At 54.3% G+C, this 18087-nt stretch carries 13 protein-coding genes; 9 read left to right on the top strand and 4 right to left on the bottom strand.

Features of this window, described 5'->3' with window-relative positions:
• Window positions 1-45: 45 nt before the first annotated feature.
• Window positions 46-1239 carry a dipeptidase gene (locus PUV54_RS09455; RefSeq protein WP_274491980.1) on the bottom strand — a complete coding sequence of 398 codons (1194 nt, stop codon included), beginning with the start codon at window positions 1237-1239 and terminating at the stop codon, window positions 46-48.
• Window positions 1240-1478: 239 nt separating this feature from the next.
• On the opposite strand from PUV54_RS09455, the gene PUV54_RS09450 reads away from it, so the two are divergent.
• Genes PUV54_RS09450 through PUV54_RS09440 form a run of 3 tightly spaced genes read left to right on the top strand, consistent with a single transcriptional unit; the run spans window position 1479 to window position 6144 of the window.
• A complete protein-coding gene (locus PUV54_RS09450) occupies window positions 1479-2846 on the top strand; it encodes an efflux RND transporter periplasmic adaptor subunit (RefSeq protein ID WP_274491979.1) in 1368 nt (455 codons plus the stop codon).
• Complete coding sequence (locus tag PUV54_RS09445; RefSeq protein ID WP_274491978.1) at window positions 2846-4774, top strand: MacB family efflux pump subunit; 1929 nt, start codon at window positions 2846-2848, stop codon at window positions 4772-4774. Before PUV54_RS09450 ends, PUV54_RS09445 begins: the two co-directional genes overlap by 1 nt.
• Window positions 4775-4779: 5 nt before the next feature.
• Complete coding sequence (locus PUV54_RS09440) at window positions 4780-6144, top strand: efflux transporter outer membrane subunit (protein ID WP_274491977.1); 1365 nt, start codon at window positions 4780-4782, stop codon at window positions 6142-6144.
• A gap of 5 nt (window positions 6145-6149) precedes the next feature.
• On the opposite strand, the gene PUV54_RS09435 is transcribed toward PUV54_RS09440, so the two are convergent.
• Window positions 6150-7349: an MFS transporter gene (locus tag PUV54_RS09435; RefSeq protein WP_274491976.1), complete on the bottom strand. Its 1200-nt coding sequence runs from the start codon at window positions 7347-7349 to the stop codon at window positions 6150-6152.
• 76 nt (window positions 7350-7425) lie between these two features.
• On the bottom strand, window positions 7426-7890 hold the full coding sequence (locus PUV54_RS09430) for an Lrp/AsnC family transcriptional regulator (RefSeq protein ID WP_274491975.1): 465 nt from the start codon (window positions 7888-7890) through the stop codon (window positions 7426-7428).
• 161 nt (window positions 7891-8051) lie between these two features.
• Here PUV54_RS09430 and PUV54_RS09425 point away from each other — a divergent pair, with 161 nt between their 5' ends.
• The 3 genes from PUV54_RS09425 to PUV54_RS09415 are packed head-to-tail and all read left to right on the top strand — an operon-like array spanning window position 8052 to window position 12613.
• Window positions 8052-10160, top strand: coding sequence for an alpha-ketoacid dehydrogenase subunit alpha/beta (locus PUV54_RS09425; RefSeq protein WP_274491974.1), 2109 nt, complete (start codon window positions 8052-8054; stop codon window positions 10158-10160).
• A 14-nt stretch (window positions 10161-10174) separates the two neighbouring features.
• Window positions 10175-11404, top strand: a complete 1230-nt coding sequence (locus tag PUV54_RS09420) for a dihydrolipoamide acetyltransferase family protein (RefSeq protein WP_274491973.1) — start codon at window positions 10175-10177, stop codon at window positions 11402-11404.
• Window positions 11405-11419: 15 nt separating this feature from the next.
• The gene (locus tag PUV54_RS09415; RefSeq protein WP_274491972.1) at window positions 11420-12613 is read left to right on the top strand and encodes an amino acid aminotransferase; all 1194 of its coding nucleotides are present in this window, start codon (window positions 11420-11422) and stop codon (window positions 12611-12613) included.
• On the opposite strand, the gene PUV54_RS09410 is transcribed toward PUV54_RS09415, so the two are convergent.
• Window positions 12606-14663 (bottom strand): 3-hydroxyacyl-CoA dehydrogenase NAD-binding domain-containing protein, encoded by a 2058-nt coding sequence (locus PUV54_RS09410; protein ID WP_274491971.1) that lies wholly within the window; start codon window positions 14661-14663, stop codon window positions 12606-12608. The genes PUV54_RS09415 and PUV54_RS09410 overlap by 8 nt on opposite strands.
• Window positions 14664-14910: 247 nt before the next feature.
• On the opposite strand from PUV54_RS09410, the gene PUV54_RS09405 reads away from it, so the two are divergent.
• From PUV54_RS09405 to cdd, 3 genes are all read left to right on the top strand, one after another.
• Entirely contained in the window at window positions 14911-16146 is a 1236-nt protein-coding gene (locus PUV54_RS09405; protein WP_274491970.1) for a TetR/AcrR family transcriptional regulator, read from the top strand.
• A gap of 74 nt (window positions 16147-16220) precedes the next feature.
• Window positions 16221-17537 carry a thymidine phosphorylase gene (gene deoA / locus PUV54_RS09400; RefSeq protein WP_274491969.1) on the top strand — a complete coding sequence of 439 codons (1317 nt, stop codon included), beginning with the start codon at window positions 16221-16223 and terminating at the stop codon, window positions 17535-17537.
• 13 nt (window positions 17538-17550) lie between these two features.
• Complete coding sequence (cdd, locus tag PUV54_RS09395) at window positions 17551-17952, top strand: cytidine deaminase (RefSeq protein WP_274491968.1); 402 nt, start codon at window positions 17551-17553, stop codon at window positions 17950-17952.
• Window positions 17953-18087: the final 135 nt, after the last annotated feature.

The following is an 18087-nucleotide window of genomic DNA, read 5'->3' as shown; positions in this document are numbered from 1 at the left end:
GGCAAATCCGTGGCCGAACTTGAAAAGAAAAGTGTCAAAAGGAAATTACCATTTCCGTTTGCGCTTCGCGTCCTCGACTTCTTCCCAGACTCGCAGCGCATTACCACCAAGGATTTTTTCGATCGCTTCGTCATCATAGCCGCGCGCGATAAGGCCATCGATGAGGACTGGAAAAGACGAAGCGTCCTTAAGGCGCGTCGGCAGCGAGTCGCCAACACCGTCATAATCTGAACCAATCCCGACATAGTCCACGCCCGCCAGTTCGACCGTTCGGTCAATGTGATTAAGTACGTCTTCCAGGTCAGCAAATGGATACGGATTTTCTTCCGCCCATTCAGCATAAAATCCAGCGCGCTCTTCGCTCGTCATCGCGCGGCCCATCTCTGCTTCCTTGGCGTCCACCGCAGCGTTTCTCAGGCCGGAATATTTATTCGCTTCTTCCGTAAGGAAAGCCGAGCCGTAATTGATCATCACAACGCCGCCATTGTCGGCAATCTGTTTGACCAGGTCATCGGAAAGGTTTCGCTCCCAACCAGGGGTGAAGTGACGCAACGAAGAATGTGACGCAATCACTGGCGCACGTGTCGTCGCCAATGCATCCACAATCGCCGCATCGGAAAGGTGACTGACGTCAATAATGATGCCGAGGTCGTTCATCGCCCGGACAAGTTCAAAACCGAACGGCGACAACCCATCCCAGCGCTTGTTCTCGTCATAGGAAGAATCCGAGATATGATTTGATTTTGAATGCGCGAGCGTAATGTAACGTATGCCGCGATCATAAAAATGCTTGAGGTTTTGGAGGTCGCCCTCAACCGGCGAGCCGTTTTCCATGCCAAGCGGCAAGGCGACCTTGCCGTCCTCATGAATACGCCGCACATCCTTGGGGGAATAGGCGATCTCGAATTTATCCGGGTACTGCGCGGCCACCCCTTCCATGAGGCCGATCAGAATATCAGCGCGTGCTTTGGCGCCGCCTCTATCTTCGTAGTCCGCCGCCACATAGATCGACATGAACGGCGCATCGAGCCCGCCGACTCTCGCGCGCTCATAATCAAAATCGATTGATTTCTCACCTGTCGCCATGTCAGCGCCGGCTGAAGCAATCGTTGAAGGCGCATCGATATGACCATCAACAATAATGAATTGCTGCGCGAGCTCCTTGGCGTGGTCCGATGGTTCGGCAGCGGCTAACGCAGGCATTAGCGAAAGAATGGAAACGGTGAGAATTTTTTTCATGACAACCCCGTGATGGTGACTCATTGCTTTGTGTCAGAGCGCGCCGATTCTCACAACCCGATGCGTAGTCCTGCCAAAATCAGATGATTTGCCATGACGGCGCCGCATTGTCGTCTCGCTCGCGCCTTATTCTCACCGCGTTGAAATTATTAGCGTTATTTCGCGACGGAAGCCGATAGTTCACGCGTTTATCACTTACAGTCGTCGTGCTGAGGGCGAAAACACATTCAGGGGCCATCATGCCTATTTTAAAGAAATCGATAAAACCATTGCGTCTGGCACTGATCGCCGGGGCAGTTGGCATTGCCGCTGTTGCCGGCTCAATGGTGCTGTCTCGTGAAAAGGCGCCAGAGTACCAGACCGCCAGCGTCACACGCGGCGATCTTCAGGTGGCGATTTCCGCCGCAGGCAAGGTGCAGCCAAAAAATTACGTGGACGTCGGCGCCCAGGTTTCAGGCCAACTTGAGCAATTTTATATCGAGGTCGGCGACAAGGTTGAAAAAGGTCAGCTTCTGGCCGAAATCGACGAAACACGGGCCGCTGCACAGGTTGAAGCCGACAGAGCGCAGCTAAAGGAACTAAATGCTTCCTACACACAACAGGAAGCAACGCTGGAACTGTCCCGCGCAAACGCAACGCGCGCGCAGATGCTCTATGAAGCTGATGCAATCTCTCGTGCGGAATTTGAAGCAGCGTCAGCAGATTTGAAAATCGCTGAAGCGCGGCTCGCTCAACTCGACGCTCAAAAAGAACGTCAACAATCAACATTGCAAGCGGATCTGGCAACGCTTGAGTTTACAAAAATTTATGCGCCAATCAGCGGCACTGTTGTTTCCCAAGCCGCTGTTGAAGGTCAGACCCTCAACGCCAATCAAACAACGCCAACCATTTTGCGTATTTCCGATTTGTCCGTCATGACAATTGAAGCCGACGTTTCGGAAGCTGATGTATTGCGGATTAATAAAGGTCAGAATGTTTATTTCACGACACTAGGCGGCGGCGAACATCAGTGGCGCACTACCGTGCGGCAGGTGCTGCCGCAACCGGAAGTTCTAAATGACGTTGTACTCTATAAAGTGTTGCTCGACGTCGAAAACCCTGAAGAGCTTTTGAAACCGGAAATGACGGCGCAGGTCTTTTTCGTTACGGGCGAGACAGAAGATGCCGTACTGGCGCCCGTCGCCGCATTGCGCGATCGGCCCTCACGCGAAGGCCGCGGCGACCGCAGACGCAATCGCGAAAACCAGCGCGAGGAACGTCAGGGCCTGATGGCGGCAAACGCTGCGGAGCCAGAAGCTAATAATGATGAGAATGCGCGAGGCGCGAGGCGCGGTACGCGGAACCGCTCCGGCAGGGAAGGCATGCGTGAAGCCCTTGAGGCGAATCCGGACGCGGAACGCAAATACGTGCTGGTCATACGCGACGGTGAGCCACAACCGCAGCCGGTGCTGGTCGGTATCTCAACACGCGCCCAAGCGGAGATTCTATTCGGACTTTCCGAAGGCGACACCGTGATCACGAACGAAAAAGTTGCAACTGTCGTTCAAGAGCGAAATTTTGACCGTAGCCGACGCCCACGCGGCATGGGCCGCAGGGGACCTCGCTAATGTCCGCTCTGCTGGAACTTCAAAACGCCGAACGCGTCTACGGTGATGGAGAGACGCAAGTGCGCGCGCTTGATGGGGTATCGCTATCCATCAATGCCGGAGAGTTTGTCGCCATTGTAGGCCAGTCGGGCTCAGGCAAATCAACATTAATGAATATCCTCGGCTGCCTGGATAAACCGACCGGCGGCGCATACAATATTCGCGGACACAATATATCCGATCTTGATGCGGACGATTTCGCCGCGCTCCGCCGCGACACGTTTGGTTTTGTGTTTCAGCGCTACAATTTGCTCGCCAATGCAACTGCCCTAGAGAATGTAGAGATCCCTGCGATTTACGCAGGCGTTGATCGCGAAGCAAGGGAACTGCGGGCCGGAGAGCTACTCGCCAAGCTCGGCGTCGGCGACCGGTCGACTCATCGTCCGAACGAACTCTCCGGCGGCCAGCAGCAGCGGGTTTCCATCGCCCGGGCGCTGATGAACGATGCGGAAGTCATTCTCGCCGACGAGCCCACCGGCGCCCTTGACTCATCATCCTCCGGCGATCTGCTCGAATTGCTTGAGGAACTACACGCAGCCGGGCGCACGATCATTCTGATTACACATGACACGTCCGTCGCCGCGCGCGCAAAACGCATTATCGAAATCAAGGACGGCAAGATCGTCTCTGACACTGGCGCAGCACGGACGCAGGAGGCTCGCGAGCAGTATCAAAAACAGCAATCGGCCCCCACCATCATCGACCAGATCGGGGAAGCGGTGAAAATGGCGTTTCGTTCTCTCCGGGCGAACCTGTTCCGGACATCACTCACCATGCTTGGTGTGATCATTGGCGTCTCGGCTGTTGTCGCCATGCTCGCCATTGGTGAAGGCAGTCAGAAGCAGGTGGTCGCCAGCATAGAAACCATGGGCTCAAACCTTTTATTCGTGCGTCCCGGTGCGCCAGGCACGCGCATGCGCGGTTCGGCAATCGCGACACTCACCACCGCCGATGCGGAAGCGATTGCTGAACTCGACAATGTTGTGGCGGCGGTTCCAGTGAGAAGCGGGCGCGAAACATTGCGCGCCGGAGCACTGGATTATCAAACCACAGTCGATGGCGTATCCGCTGACTGGCCGCTCGCACAAAACTGGAAAATGGCGGAAGGAACATTTTTCTCCGCTGAAGACCAGATCGCCTATCACGCCGTCGTCGTGCTTGGCGCGACAGTAGCGAACAACCTTTTTCCCGATGGTAATGCTATTGGTAATTACGTCTTTATCGGCGGCGCACCGTTTGAGATCGCGGGTATCCTCGCACCCAAAGGCGCCACCGCCTGGGGGCAGGATATGGACGATGTGGTGCTGGTGCCGATTACCACCGGTATGATGCGTCTGTTCGGCCAGAATTATTTGTCATCCATTACAATCGCCGTTGATGACACAAAACGCATTGCCGAAACAGAAACGTCGGCGCACGCCCTCGTTCTCTCCCGCCATGGCACGGAAGATTTCCAGATCCGCAACACAGCATCTCTGCTGGAATCGGTCGAGGAAACGCAGAGCACCTTTGCCATGCTGCTCGGCTCCATCGCCGCCATCTCGCTGCTCGTCGGCGGAATTGGCGTCATGAACATCATGCTCGTCAACGTGAGCGAGCGAACACGCGAGATCGGCGTCCGCATGGCGACCGGCGCGCGACGGTCCGACATTATGGTGCAGTTCAACACCGAAGCGCTTGTGGTCGGAGGGCTTGGCGGCCTCATTGGCCTTGCACTCGGTCTTGCTATTTCACTGACGCTCGAACGCTTCGGCATGTCGATTTCTATCACGCCCGAACCGGCGATACTCGCTTTCGGCTCAGCCCTCGCAATTGGCTTGATCTTCGGCTACCTGCCCGCGCGGAAGGCCGCCCGGCTCGACCCCGTCATCGCGCTAGCCTCGGAGTAGATGAAATGAAACGTATGGTATTACTCCTCACATGCACTGCACTGACCGCCTGCGCAACACCGCAAACATCGGTTTCCGGCCTGACTGAAATGCCGCTTGCCTATGATCATGTCGATCAACAAGGCGACCCGATTAGCGCTCAATGGTGGCGCGCTTTTGCAGACCCTAAACTCGATGCACTTGTGAATGAAGCGCTCGCAGCCAATCAGGATATAATCGCAGGCATCGCCCGTGTCCGCCAGTCTCGCGCTTCGGTTAAGTCGTCAAACGCTTCTTTGTTCCCGACGATCAATGGCGGCGCATCAGCGTCATCGAATTCTGAAAGCGACTTTGGTGATATTTCAACTTCAGGGCGCCTTTCCGCTTCCTACCAGCTCGATATTTTCGGCCAGAATCAGGCAGACCGCGCCGCCGCTCACGCAGGCTATGATGCACAGGTATTTACACAAAAGGGATTGGAACTCACGGTCCAGTCGGACGTTGCATTCAACTATTTCTCTATACTGACCCTTCGTGAGCGACTGGATACCGCGCGATCAAATCTCACAATCTCTGAACGCATCTACGACATCATAAAAGTGCGATACGATGCCGGCGACGTCTCTGGTTTCGATGTTTCAAGTCAGGAGGCTTCTCTTGCCAACGCTCGCGCACGTATCCCGCAACTTGAGCAACAGCTTGTGTCGTTTGAAACTGCACTTGCCGTTCTGCTTGGACGAACGCCGCAAGGGTACGACGCGCCGGAAGGCGACATTCTCGCACTGACGCCGCCATCGATTGATCCAGGACTGCCTGCAGATCTGTTACTGCGCCGTCCTGACCTCTTAAGCGCCGAAGCTTCCTTGCGCGGCGCAGATGCTGGCGTCGCCGCCGCACAACGGGCGTTTTTACCTTCAATTGATTTAAGCGCCGGCTTGTCGGCAGCACCGCTCACCGGCGGGACAAACATCATTGGCTCCCTCGCCTCATCGCTCGCAGCGCCGATTTTTTCTGGTGGACGCTTGGAGGCCGGGCTCGACAGCGCCGAAGCACGCGTCGATGAACAAGTGGCGCGTTACCGACAAGCGACATTAGCGGCTTTGCGCGACGTAGAAGTCTCACTCAGCGGCTTGGCGACTGCCGAACAACGCGAAGACCAGCTTGAAGTGGCCTACGCCGCCGCCGAGCGTTCGTTGGAACTTTCCGAAGCACGTTATCGTGCGGGCACGGATAATTTGACGAGCCTTTTAAATGCACAATCGACGTTTTTTAATGCGTCCGATAGCTTGGCCCAGGGTCGGCTCGACCGCCTGACTGCTGCAACTGACTTGTTTGTCGCTCTCGGCGGCGGATGGGCTGCCGAGAATAACCGCCTTGCATCATCCCAATAGCAGACCTACCCACGCCGCCGCAACAATATCGTCGCCAGCGCCATCAGCATAGCGATGCCGACACAATAGGCGGACATGAATGCCAATTGTTGCGGCAAGGAAATTCCTGAATCAATGAGTGTGCCAGTTAACCCTGGCCCGGCGGCGGTCGCCAACACCATTGCCGAGACAATAACCGACCGCACAGCGCCGAGATGTTTTACACCATAAACTTCCGGCCAAAGGGCGCCGAACAGCGTCGATGAAACGCCGTAGCTGACGCCGAGACATCCCATAAAGGAAAATAAACCTAACGCGCCTGTTGCTCCAGATGCGAGAAGGCATGCCGCTGACAATGGCAGCAAAAAGAAAGGCAGAACAAGCAAGGCGCCAAAACGGTCGATCACTGACCCTATGATTAGTGCAAAGACGACCGTTGTGATCGCCATTAGCGATAAGCCTTGCGCGAACAGTTGCGGCGGCCACTCACGCAGCGCCGTCAAATAGTCCTGATGAAAGAATATAGTGGTGCCAATAAAAGGCGGCGCCAGAACCCCAGTCAACAACGCCCAAAAAATCGGATCCCGCAAGACTTCTGCACGTGTCCAGCTTCTTCTTGTCTCTGCTGGCGCGCTTTCCCCTTCCATTGGCGTGCGTGGCTTCGCGTAGGCCCAAACGCTAAGCGGCAGACCAATCAACAACAACGCCAGCGCGCTGAAAATCCATCCGGTCTGATAGCCAAATGCAATCGCTATGGCAGCGAAACAAAGCGGCAGGGTCGCCTCACCGCCCTGGTGCCCCAAAACCACCAGCGAGACAGCGCGGCCGCGCATGGCATCGAACCAGCGCCCCGTAGCGGTTAATGCGATATGGGTCATCATGCCTTGCCCAAACAAACGCAACATGAAAATCGCAACAACCAACACGGCGACAGTTGGCGCAAAGGCAGCAAGCAATGTGGCGCTAGCAAGCGCCGGCACAACCATCATCAGCAAACGATGCTCCGGCACGATATCAACGAGACGGCCCACAAATGGAAGGCACGCTGCGCTGCCAATAGTAGCCGCCATATACAGCCGCCCAAACTCACCATGGCTTAAATCAAACTTCGCCTGCCATTCCGCCACAGACCCAGATATGAAAAACGTCTGACCAAAACTTGAAAAATAGGTGAGTAAAAACCCGCCTGCGATCCATCGGAAATTTTTGCGGATAAATTCAATCAAACCTGAAACTCCGGACTATCGCCAATAGGGTATGACTAGCTGTCGTTGAAGCAACATGCACCCCTGTTAGTAGAGACTAAATAGGTAATTCCGAAGTGTGTTTGATTTCACGTAGCGCAATTGAAGAACGCACCTGCCCCACACCAGGCAAGCGAAAGAGAAAATTCTCAAGAAAATTGTCATAGTCTTCGATATCTTTCGCGACGACACGCAGCGTGAAATCAGAGTCGCCCGTTGTTGCATAACACTCAAGCACTTCCGGGCGTTTGGCGATTTCAACCGCCACATCCTCAACCACTTCTGAATAACGCCGGTCAATGGAAACGTGCACGAACGCACTGAGCGTAAATCCCAGCGCCTTGCGATCCAGTTTTGCTGAATACTCTTTTATAAAGCCGCGTTCTTCGAGCGCCTTCATCCGCCGCCAGCAGGTCGCCGGCGACATATTCGTTTCATCCGCCAATTCCTGGGAAGAACCGCGGCAGTGCTTCTGGAGCAAGCGCAATAGCTTCAAATCAGAAGCGTCTGGTCCGGTTTGCATCTTTCACCTATGTGATAGAATTCAATAAATATTATCACTATATGATATATTATGAAATAATTATTTCGTAATTGTGGACATCCTGGCCTTGAATTGAAACACAATTTCCGAGCGAGAATGCTAAATTTCGCGCGGTTTTCGCCGCCAAGGGAGTCAGCCCAATGCCGAACAGCGCCGCGCAACAAGCTTATGAGCCGTCTTCAAACGCCTCTCGAACCTCAAACCTGATCGACCCCTCCATCAACTGGCGGCGCATTGCCTACGTGACGCAAGTCTCACGCGCTCTCGATGCGCTTGAGGAAACAAAGCTCGTTCCCGAAAAGAAGGTGCTCTACCAGTTTTCAGCGCGCGGCCACGACATGGCGCAGGTGCTGTTAGGTACTCTGCTTACACATAAGCATGACGCGATCTGCGGTTACTATCGGTCCCGCCCGATCCTGTTGTCGCTAGGCGTTGACCTCGTCGAAGCGCTCGGGTCTTCACTGGCGCGCGCGGGCGGTTACTCCGACGGACGCGATATCGGCGTTGTTTTCAATTATCCTAACCCCGACGGCCCTTCTGCACTGCCCATGTGCGGCGGCGTCGGCGCGCAATACACGCCCACCGCCGGCTGGGCCCAGGCGATAAAGTTCCGTACAGAAACCTTAAAAGATCCTGAGTATAAAGGCGCCATCGGCGTCGTCCTCGGCGGCGAAGCGTCATGCGCCACAAACGGCTTCTGGTCTGCGCTGACCATGGCGACGACGCTAAAGCTGCCGATGCTGTTTTATATAGAAGACAACGGCTACGGCATTTCCGTACCATCGCATTTCCAGACGCCGGGACAGAACATCGCCGCAAACCTAGCAAGCTTCAAAAACCTAAAAGTCCTCGACGGCGACGGAACCGACCCGGCCGAAGCCGCCATGCTGATTAAAGATGCGGTCGGGACAGTGCGAGAGGGAACGGGCCCCGCTCTCCTCCGTCTTACGGTGCCGCGTCTTCAAGGACATTCCTTTCAGGACACGCAGACATACAAGTCCGAAGAATTTGTCGAAAAGGAATGGGCGCGCGATCCGCTGCCAAAGCTGAAGGAAAATCTTGTTCCTGCGCTCGTTACTGAGACCGAGTGGGCCGAGATCGAAAACCGCGCACAAGCTGATGTGGAAGCCGCAAGAGAAAAGGCGGAAAGTCTGCCTGTTGCCGATCCGTCGACTGTGGCGACGAATGTTTTCTCTGGCGACGAACCGCAAAAAAAAGGCGGCTTAAGGGGAAGTTTCACCGCGCCTTCAGGCGATACGGCGCCATCGCCCGAAGGCAACCGCATCAACATGGTGACGGCGATCCGTAAAGTGCTGGACCATGAACTTTCGCTGAACGACAAAATGGTCATCTTTGGCGAAGACATCGGCCCGAAGGGTGGCGTTCACGCCGTAACGCTCGGTCTTCAGGACAAATACGGGGAAGACCGCGTCTTTGACACATCGCTTTCCGAAGAAGGGATCATCGGCCGCGCCGTCGGCATGGCGCTGAATGGTTTGTTGCCGGTGCCGGAAATCCAGTTCCGCAAATACGCAGAGCCCGCAACAGAACAAATCAACGATTGCGGCTCTATGCGCTGGCGGACGAATAACCGCTTTGCAGCGCCCATGGTCGTGCGCATGCCGGTTGGGTTCTTCAAATGCGGCGATCCCTGGCACAGCCAGACCAACGAAGTGCAGTTCGTGCATTCGCCGGGCTGGAAGGTAGCCGTACCGTCAAATACAGAAGACGCCGTCGGGTTGTTGCGCACCGCGCTGCGCGGCGATGACCCTGTAATGTTCCTTGAACACCGCGCCATGCTCGACGCCGCATGGGCGCGCCGACCCTATCCCGGCGACAAATACATGCTGCCGTTCGGCAAGGCTAAAGTGACGAAGGAAGGCGACGACATTACGCTCGTCGCCTGGGGCGCTATGGTGGAACGCTGCGAAAAGGCGGCAGAAGCGTCGTACCGCAGCGTTGAAGTCATTGATCTCAGAACGCTCATGCCGTGGGACAAGGAAACGGTGCTGGCATCGGTTGCGAAAACCCATCGTTGCCTGATCGTTCATGAAGACTTGCAGACCGGCGGCTTTGGCGGTGAGATTGCGGGCGTTGTCGCCGATGAAGCGTTCCTTGACCTTGACGCGCCGGTTTCTCGCCTCACCATGCCCGATGTACCGAGCCCCCATAACCCTGTCTTGTTGAATGTGGTTGTTCCGGATGCGGACCGCATCGCTGCCAAGATAGATGAACTCTGCGCATTTTAAGGTAGAGATTTTATATGACTGATACTGATGTTCTGGCCCCAGTCGAACAGGAAGGCACCCAGGCCGTCGTTCGAAGCTGGCTGAAAAAGATCGGTGAAAACGTCGCCGAAGGCGATCCGCTGGTCGAGCTTGAAACTGATAAAGTCGCCGTCGAAGTACCTGCGCCCGCAAGCGGCGTATTGAAAGAAATCGTTGTCTCCGAAGACGGCGCAGCGGAACCCGGCGCCGTCCTTGGCCGTATCGGCGAGGGCGCCATGAGCGCGGCGCCGAAACCGGATACAGAAGAACCCAAACAAGAAACACACAAACCGAAAACCAACGGCGCGGCGAAAGTCGCGGCCGCTGCGGTAGCGGATAAAGAAAATCGGCTGTCGCCATCGGTGCGCAGGCTGGTTCTCGAAAACGATCTTGATCCCGCGCAAATCGACGGTACGGGAAAAGATGGGCGCCTTACGCGCGCCGATGTCGAAACCTATCTGAAAGACGACGGCCGGAAACAACAGAGGAAGACGCCGACGCTCGCCCGCGCACCTTCAAGCGGAACAGGTCGTTCTGAAAAAATCCCGCACGACCGCATGCGCCGGCGAATCGCCGAACATATGTCTCACTCCGTTGCGACGGCGCCGCATGTGACGGCTGTATTCGAGGCGGACTTTTCCGCCATCATGGCGCACCGCGCAAAAAACAAGGAAGATTACGCCCGCCGCGGCGTCAACCTAACTTACACCGCATATATGCTTGTCGCCTCGGTCGAAGCCATGCGCGTATCGCCGACGGTGAACAGCCAGTGGCATGACGATTGCCTTGAAGTCTTTGAAGACGTAAATATCGGTGTCGGCACGGCGCTAGGCGATAAAGGCCTCATCGTGCCGGTCGTGCAACAAGCCCAGCGCCGATCGCTGTTCGATATCGCCGGAGAACTGCAACGCCTCACCGAAAAAGCGCGTAACGGGGCTTTAGCACCTGAAGACGTGCGCGGCGGAACATTTTCAATCTCTAATCATGGCACATCAGGATCGCTAGTCGCCTCGCCCATCATCATCAACCAGCCGCAATCGGCGATCCTTGGCGTTGGCAAACTGGAAAAGCGCGTAATTGTTAAAACTGTCGATGGTGTTGATTCCATGCAAATTCGGCCTATGTGCTACGTCACATTGACAATAGACCACCGCGTCCTTGACGGATCGCAAACCAATGCGTGGTTGTCTCGCTTCGTCGAAGTGCTAGAGAACTGGCCGCAATAAACTTTAGGGGCGTAAATGTTATCTGATCTGGATCTCTTGGCGCCAGACGCCATCCTTGGGCTTTCAGCCGCTTTTCGCGCCGATCCGCGAGAAAACAAGATCGATCTTGGCGTAGGTGTTTTTCGTACCCCTGATAATCAAACGCCTGTGATGAAAGCCGTAAAACGTGCGCAAACTCAGATAGTCGATAACGAATCAACCAAAAGTTACCTGCCGCCCGAGGGCGCGCCAGGCTTTGGTGATGCAATCGTCAATTTATTGCTCAGCGAAAAACACCCGGCGGTGAAAGACGCACGTGCGCTCGCAGTGCAAACGCCTGGCGGCTGTGGCGCGTTGCGCATCGGCGGCGAGTTGTTGAAGCGTGCAGGCGCAAATAAGGTTTATGTTGGCGAACCAACCTGGGCCAACCATAAACCGCTGCTGAGTGCGGCGGGCCTCGAAGTCATCGCGCTGCCGTTTTATAATAAGGAAAACTGCGTCATCGACTTTGATGACTTTATGAGCGGCGTTGAAAAGCTTGAGGCTGATGATGTTCTGCTTCTGCATGGTTGTTGCCATAATCCGACTGGAGCCGACCTCACCCGTGAACAGATCGATACAATTTTTGACGCCGCTGAAAAGCAGAATTTTGTTGTCTTTATCGATACCGCTTATCACGGATTTGGCGAAGGCCTTGATAATGATGCTTACATGGTGCGCGAAGCGGCACGGCGTTTACCATCAACGCTTATTTCGTATTCATGTTCGAAAAATTTCGGACTATATCGCGAACGGGCAGGCGCGCTGATTGCCGTCGGTGAAAGCGCCGACCATACTAAAGCGCTCATCAGCCACATGACTTCTCTTGCACGCGGCATGTATTCCATGCCGCCGGGGCATGGCGGATTGATAGTTTCAAGCATACTGCAAGATATCGACCTGAGCGCGATGTGGCGTAGCGAACTGTCGGATATGCGCGAGGCCGTGATCGGCAATCGTGAACTGCTGGTTAAGACAGCACAGGAAATGCAGCTCGGCGATGAACTTGACTTCATAACGCGCCAGCGCGGCATGTTCTCAATGCTGCCGGTGACGAAGGAACAGACCGAAATATTCCGCGACAAGCACGGCGTTTACATGACCGGCAACGGCCGCATCAACATGTGCGGCGTCAATACCGGCAATGTTGAAGCGCTCGTCGCCGCATACAAGGACGTAGTCCTTAGTTAAATGTTTCGCCATTGGCGGCCTTTTCTTTGAGCAGCTTTGAAATTTCAAAGCCTGACCCGAATGCAGTTTCGTGTTTTTTCAGACCGTCAACGATTGATTGCAATCCGACTGTGTCCGCCCAGAACATGGGCCCACCCGTATACGCCGGCCAGCCGTAACCGTTGAGCCAGACGATATCGATATCGGATGCGCGTTGCGCCTTTCCTTCTTCAAGAATTTTTGCGCCTTCGTTCACCATCGGGTACAGCAGGCGTTCGAGAATTTCCTGATCGCTAACGTCGCGCTGTTCCTTGCCGGACTTTGCTGCGAATTCAGCAATAATCTCTTCAACTTCTTCTGATGGCGATCCACGGCGATTCTCATCGTAGTCATAAAACCCCTTGCCGGTTTTCTGACCGCGCCGGTCGCGTTCGCATAAAACTTCGCGCACAGTGGAACTTGAAGACGTCTCTTTGCTCCAGCCAAGATCGAGGCCAGCGAGATCCGCCATCTGGAACGGCCCCATGGGCAGGCCGAATTCCGTCAGCACCCGGTCAACATCCCATGGCTTTGCGCCTTCGAGAATAATCGCCTGCGCCTGATCCTGACGCTGGCGCAACATGCGATTGCCGATAAACCCATGACAAACCCCGGCAACCACCGCCACTTTTTTGATCTGCTTTGATAACGCCATGGACGTTTTCAATACGGACGCGGACGTCTTATCGCCGCGCACGATTTCCAAAAGCCGCATTATGTTCGCTGGTGAAAAGAAATGCAGCCCGATAACCGATTCCGGCCGTTTGGTCACGGCAGCGATTTCGTCAACATCCAGATAGCTTGTGTTCGTTGCGAGAATGGCGCCGTCCTTTACAATGCTATCGAGGGTTTTTAATACTTCCTTTTTGACGTCCATGTTTTCGAAAACCGCCTCGATCACGAGATCGCAATCGGCAAGATCATCGTAAGATAAAGTGGGCGTCAAAAGCCCCATGGCTTTTTCGACTTGCACGTCTGTCATCTTACCGCGCGAAGCCGTGCGTTCGTAATTCTTGCGGATAATACCGACGCCGCGATCAAGCGCTTCCTGTTCCCGTTCCAGAATGGTCACCGGAAGTCCGGCGGAAAGAAAATTCATGGAAATGCCGCCGCCCATGGTGCCCGCGCCGAGAACGCCGACTTTTTTGATCGGAATAAGAGCCGTATCAGCTGGAATATCGTCGATCTTTGACGCCGCACGCTCAGAAAAGAATACATGGCGCAGCGCCTTCGACTGATCGCCCATGACAAGCTTCATGAAAAGCGTGCGTTCTTTTTTAACGCCATCCGCATAGGGAAGTTCAACCGCAGCCCGCACGGCTTCTATGCATGCCGCAGGGGCTTCAAAACCGCGCAACCGTTTCGCATTCTTTTGCTTGAAATCCTCGAAAACCTGCGGGTTCGCCGCCGCTTCTGAAATCTTATCGGCGCGCTCGCTGGATTTCGGATGCGATGCCTTGCCCGCAATCTCTTTTGCAAACACGATCGCGTCAGCATCAAGCGCGCTTTCATCTGCAAGCCTGTCCACCAGTCCGATATCCGCCGCTTTTTTCGCACCGATCGGATCGCCGGTCACAATCATCTGCAAAGCATCGCCAACACCGACAATACGCGGCAGCCGCTGCGTGCCGCCGGCGCCCGGCAGGATGCCGAGTTTGACTTCCGGCAGACCGAGCTTCGCGGAGGGAACTGCAATGCGGTAATGACACCCAAGCGCCACCTCTAGGCCGCCGCCAAGCGCTGTGCCGTGGATTGCAGCTACAACCGGCTTCGTACTTGCTTCAATTAAATCGACTACTTCAGGCAGGGATGGCCCAACAGGCGGTTTGCCAAATTCGGTAATATCGGCGCCAGCAAAAAATGTTCTGCCTTCGCACCGAATAACAACTGCTCTTACTTCGCTATCACCAGAGGCCTCTTTAATCGCTGCGGCCAACCCGGCTCTCACTGCCTGACCAAGTGCGTTAACCGGCGGATTATTTGAGGATACGATTAAAAGACCATCTTCTTTTCGTGTGGTGATAACAGACATCTTTCCCTCTTGGCCTGAGCTGGGTGAATGTGCAGCGCATCAATCGCCCAAATGATTAAATCCGTACCTTACGCACTAAATTCTATGCAGCAGAAACTGGAATACGCCTTATCGCCTTGTAATATATGGATTTCAACACTAACCTTCATGTTAAATGAACAGCGGTTTTAAATACCGGGCGCGTGATGAATCAAGGCCCGACATTTTTGGGCAGGACCTGTCATGACCCCAAATCAAAGCTTTGTGTATGAGCGTCACTGAAGCGCCGCCTTTATCAACTTCGACAAACCGCTTTTACGAAAAGCGCGAACGTATCATCTATGCCGCAACCCATCTGATCAACGCTCATGGCGTAAAGGGGATGACGTTTGTTGACGTTGCAAAGCTTGTTGATCTGAACACGACGAGCGTCACTTATTACTTCAAACGCAAGGAACAGCTTGCCGCTGCCGTCATGCATCGCTCCATAGAGCAGTTGGAAAACCTCCTCGCGCAGTCTGAAACCGCTCCCTCAGCTCGGGAAAAAGTCGCCAATTATATCGGTGCGTCATTCGATCTACATGCGCGTATCAGACGTCAGGAATGCCCGCCTATGGCGCACCTTTCTGACATTCGCACGCTCGAAGACCCATACAGGAAAGAGCTTTCCAATCGCTACATCGACTTTTTTCGCCGACTGCGGGCGTTTTTTGGCGACACGAGCGATGACCGGCTTAAAGCCTTGAACGTTGCACGCACCCATGCGCTCGTTGAAAGCATGTTCTGGCTGCCCGCGTGGGTGACGCAATATTCGATTTCTGATTTTACCCGCCTAACTGACCGCATGTTTTCTGTTTTCGATAAAGGAGTTGCTTTCGACAGCTCTGGCTGGGATCCGATTTTATTAAATCCAGCCGATTCTAGTGAAACGCATCCAGGAGATATGACAAATGCGTTTTTACGCGCGGCGACACACTTGATAAATGAACGCGGTTATCGCGGCGCATCAGTGAATCGAATTGCTGACAAGTTAAACGTTACTAAGGGCAGCTTCTACCATCACCTGGACAAGAAAGACGACCTTGTCATTGAATGTTTTCGTATGAGCTATAGCTGCGTTTCGAGAACACAATTGCGTGCGTTAGAAATGGAAGGTGATTACTGGCTCCGCCTTTCATCCAGCATGGCGACGCTGATCGATATACAGTTCAACAGTGACTTTCCTTTATTGCGGACCACTGCATTGCATGCGCTTCCAACAGATATCCGCAGTACTATTATTGAGCGCTCAAACCGTGTAGCACGGCGTTTTGCCGGCATGCTTGTGGACGGGATCGCTGAAGGATCAGTGCGTGCTGTCGATCCTTTCATCGCCAGCCAGATGATGATGTCAACTTTAAACGGTGCTTATGAACTGCGGCGATGGGCAGGGCCGTTGCCGCGCGACGATGCATCCCGTATGTATGCATCAACAATTTCGTTCGGTCTCTTCGCTGACATCTAGACGGCTGATCTGCAGCCTTGTGTTTCATGCAACAGTATATTTAAACTCACCACGTACAGGAGACGCCGCAAGACATGCGGATTGAAGAAATCATCAGAAAAAAGCGTGACGGCGGCGAACTGGATGAGGCTGAGATAAACCGAATTGTTTCCGGTCTTTCCAATAACACATTGCCAAATGAACAAGCTGCTGCTTTCGCCATGGCGGTTTTTTTTCGCTCCATGACTGAAAACGAAATCAGTAAGCTGACCATCGCCATGGCGCGCTCCGGTGACGTAATAGACTGGGCTGGCGAAAATCTTGCCGGCCCTGTCGTTGACAAGCATTCAACCGGCGGTGTCGGCGACAAGGTCAGCTTTGCGCTAGCGCCCATTGCGGCCGCATGTGGATGTTATGTCCCGATGATATCTGGCCGCGGCCTTGGCCACTCAGGCGGCACCCTCGATAAAATTGAAAGCATCCCGGGATATCGGGTGCAGCCAGGCATTGATGAATTCAAACGCGTCGTCAGAGAAACAGGCTGCGCCATTATCGGACAAACCGGCGAGCTCGCGCCAGCAGACCGAAAGCTTTACGCTTTACGCGATATTACTGCGACTATTGAATCCGTTCCGCTGATTACAGCGTCAATCCTGTCAAAAAAAATCGCTGCGGGAAATCAGGCATTGGTGATGGATATCAAGACTGGTTCTGGCGCATTCATGCCGTCCTTGGAAGCAGCGAACACGCTTGCCGAATGCATCGTCGCCACCGGCAACGAAGCAAAGCTGAAAACGCGAGCGCTAGTTACCGATATGTCCGAGCCTTTAGGCAAAACTGCGGGAAACGCCGTCGAAATTGATGAAATTGTCCATTACCTTACGGACAAGTATCGTGAGGAACGCCTTGATACAGTGATAAAATCCCTGTGCGCGGAGATGCTGACAAGTGCTGGCGTCGAACAAAACGTCGAGACGGCGCTGACACGGATTGAGAGTGCAATCACGTCAGGACGCGCAGCAGAGATTTTTGCAAAAATGGTTGCCGCGCTGGGCGGGCCTGCCGACTTCATGGAAAAGCATGAAACATATTTGCCAAATGCAAAATACGCGGCTGTTGTGATGCCAGGGAAGACCGGCTTCCTCTCGGAAATAAATACGCGCCGTATTGGTGAAGCGATTGTCGATCTCGGCGGCGGACGTCAACGCACTGACGATAGGCTTGATCTATCAGTAGGTTTCACAGATATAGCACCCACCGGCGCGGCTGTCGGCAATGAAAGGCCGTTAGCGATAGCCCGCGCCGCCAGCAAAGATGCTTTGAATAAAGCAATTGCCGCCTATTCGGATGCATGCGTTATATCAGATACCAAGCCGGAGGCGCGGCCGTTGATTTATAACACCGTTGCCTAAATCGAAGTTGTTTATGACTTGTACGGATGCAAACCTGATCGAACATGCAGCAAGTGTGCGGGAACGTGCTTATGCGCCTTATTCAAATTTCAAAGTCGGCGCGGCGATTATTGACGACAAGGGAAACCTTCACATTGGTTGTAATGTAGAAAACGCCGCCTACCCAATTGGCAATTGCGCCGAGATTTCCGCTATCGCCTCCATGATCGCCAGCGGCGGAAGCGAAATCAGAAAAATCGCAGTTGTTGGCGGCGGTGAGACAATCGAACCTTGCATGCCTTGCGGCGGCTGCCGTCAGGCCATCGCGGAATTTTCGGACGATAATACGGTGGTTGTTATCAAGAATACGGACGGGTCAGCATCATCGCTAACCTTGAATGAGCTCTTGCCGCACGGCTTTCGCCTTAAATCTTGAAGCGAACGCGGAGCTTTCGCTTTAACAGCGAAATTGGTAGATTACATGTCATCATATGCGGCAGCCCAATTACCCTTGTCCGGTTTGCCGCAAGACGCGTGTAGTAAAATCCGCCTGCCTTAACGAACTATAGGA

Origin of the sequence: Hyphococcus flavus, assembly GCF_028748065.1 — a bacterium.
GTDB lineage: Bacteria > Pseudomonadota > Alphaproteobacteria > Caulobacterales > Parvularculaceae > Hyphococcus > Hyphococcus flavus.
This window is presented reverse-complemented; position numbering and strand designations above follow the sequence as displayed.

Bases quoted from the DNA above. Each gene is read 5' to 3' on its own strand.
- PUV54_RS09410 (WP_274491971.1), bottom strand. From the start codon at position 14,663: ATGTCTGTTATCACCACACGAAAAGAAGATGGTCTTTTAATCGTATCC.
- PUV54_RS09455 (WP_274491980.1), bottom strand. From the start codon at position 1,239: ATGAAAAAAATTCTCACCGTTTCCATTCTTTCGCTAATGCCTGCGTTA.
- PUV54_RS09450 (WP_274491979.1), top strand. From the start codon at position 1,479: ATGCCTATTTTAAAGAAATCGATAAAACCATTGCGTCTGGCACTGATC.
- PUV54_RS09420 (WP_274491973.1), top strand. From the start codon at position 10,175: ATGACTGATACTGATGTTCTGGCCCCAGTCGAACAGGAAGGCACCCAG.
- PUV54_RS09415 (WP_274491972.1), top strand. From the start codon at position 11,420: ATGTTATCTGATCTGGATCTCTTGGCGCCAGACGCCATCCTTGGGCTT.
- deoA (WP_274491969.1), top strand. From the start codon at position 16,221: ATGCGGATTGAAGAAATCATCAGAAAAAAGCGTGACGGCGGCGAACTG.
- PUV54_RS09445 (WP_274491978.1), top strand. From the start codon at position 2,846: ATGTCCGCTCTGCTGGAACTTCAAAACGCCGAACGCGTCTACGGTGAT.
- PUV54_RS09440 (WP_274491977.1), top strand. From the start codon at position 4,780: ATGAAACGTATGGTATTACTCCTCACATGCACTGCACTGACCGCCTGC.
- PUV54_RS09425 (WP_274491974.1), top strand. From the start codon at position 8,052: ATGCCGAACAGCGCCGCGCAACAAGCTTATGAGCCGTCTTCAAACGCC.
- cdd (WP_274491968.1), top strand. From the start codon at position 17,551: ATGACTTGTACGGATGCAAACCTGATCGAACATGCAGCAAGTGTGCGG.
- PUV54_RS09430 (WP_274491975.1), bottom strand. From the start codon at position 7,890: ATGCAAACCGGACCAGACGCTTCTGATTTGAAGCTATTGCGCTTGCTC.
- PUV54_RS09405 (WP_274491970.1), top strand. From the start codon at position 14,911: ATGAGCGTCACTGAAGCGCCGCCTTTATCAACTTCGACAAACCGCTTT.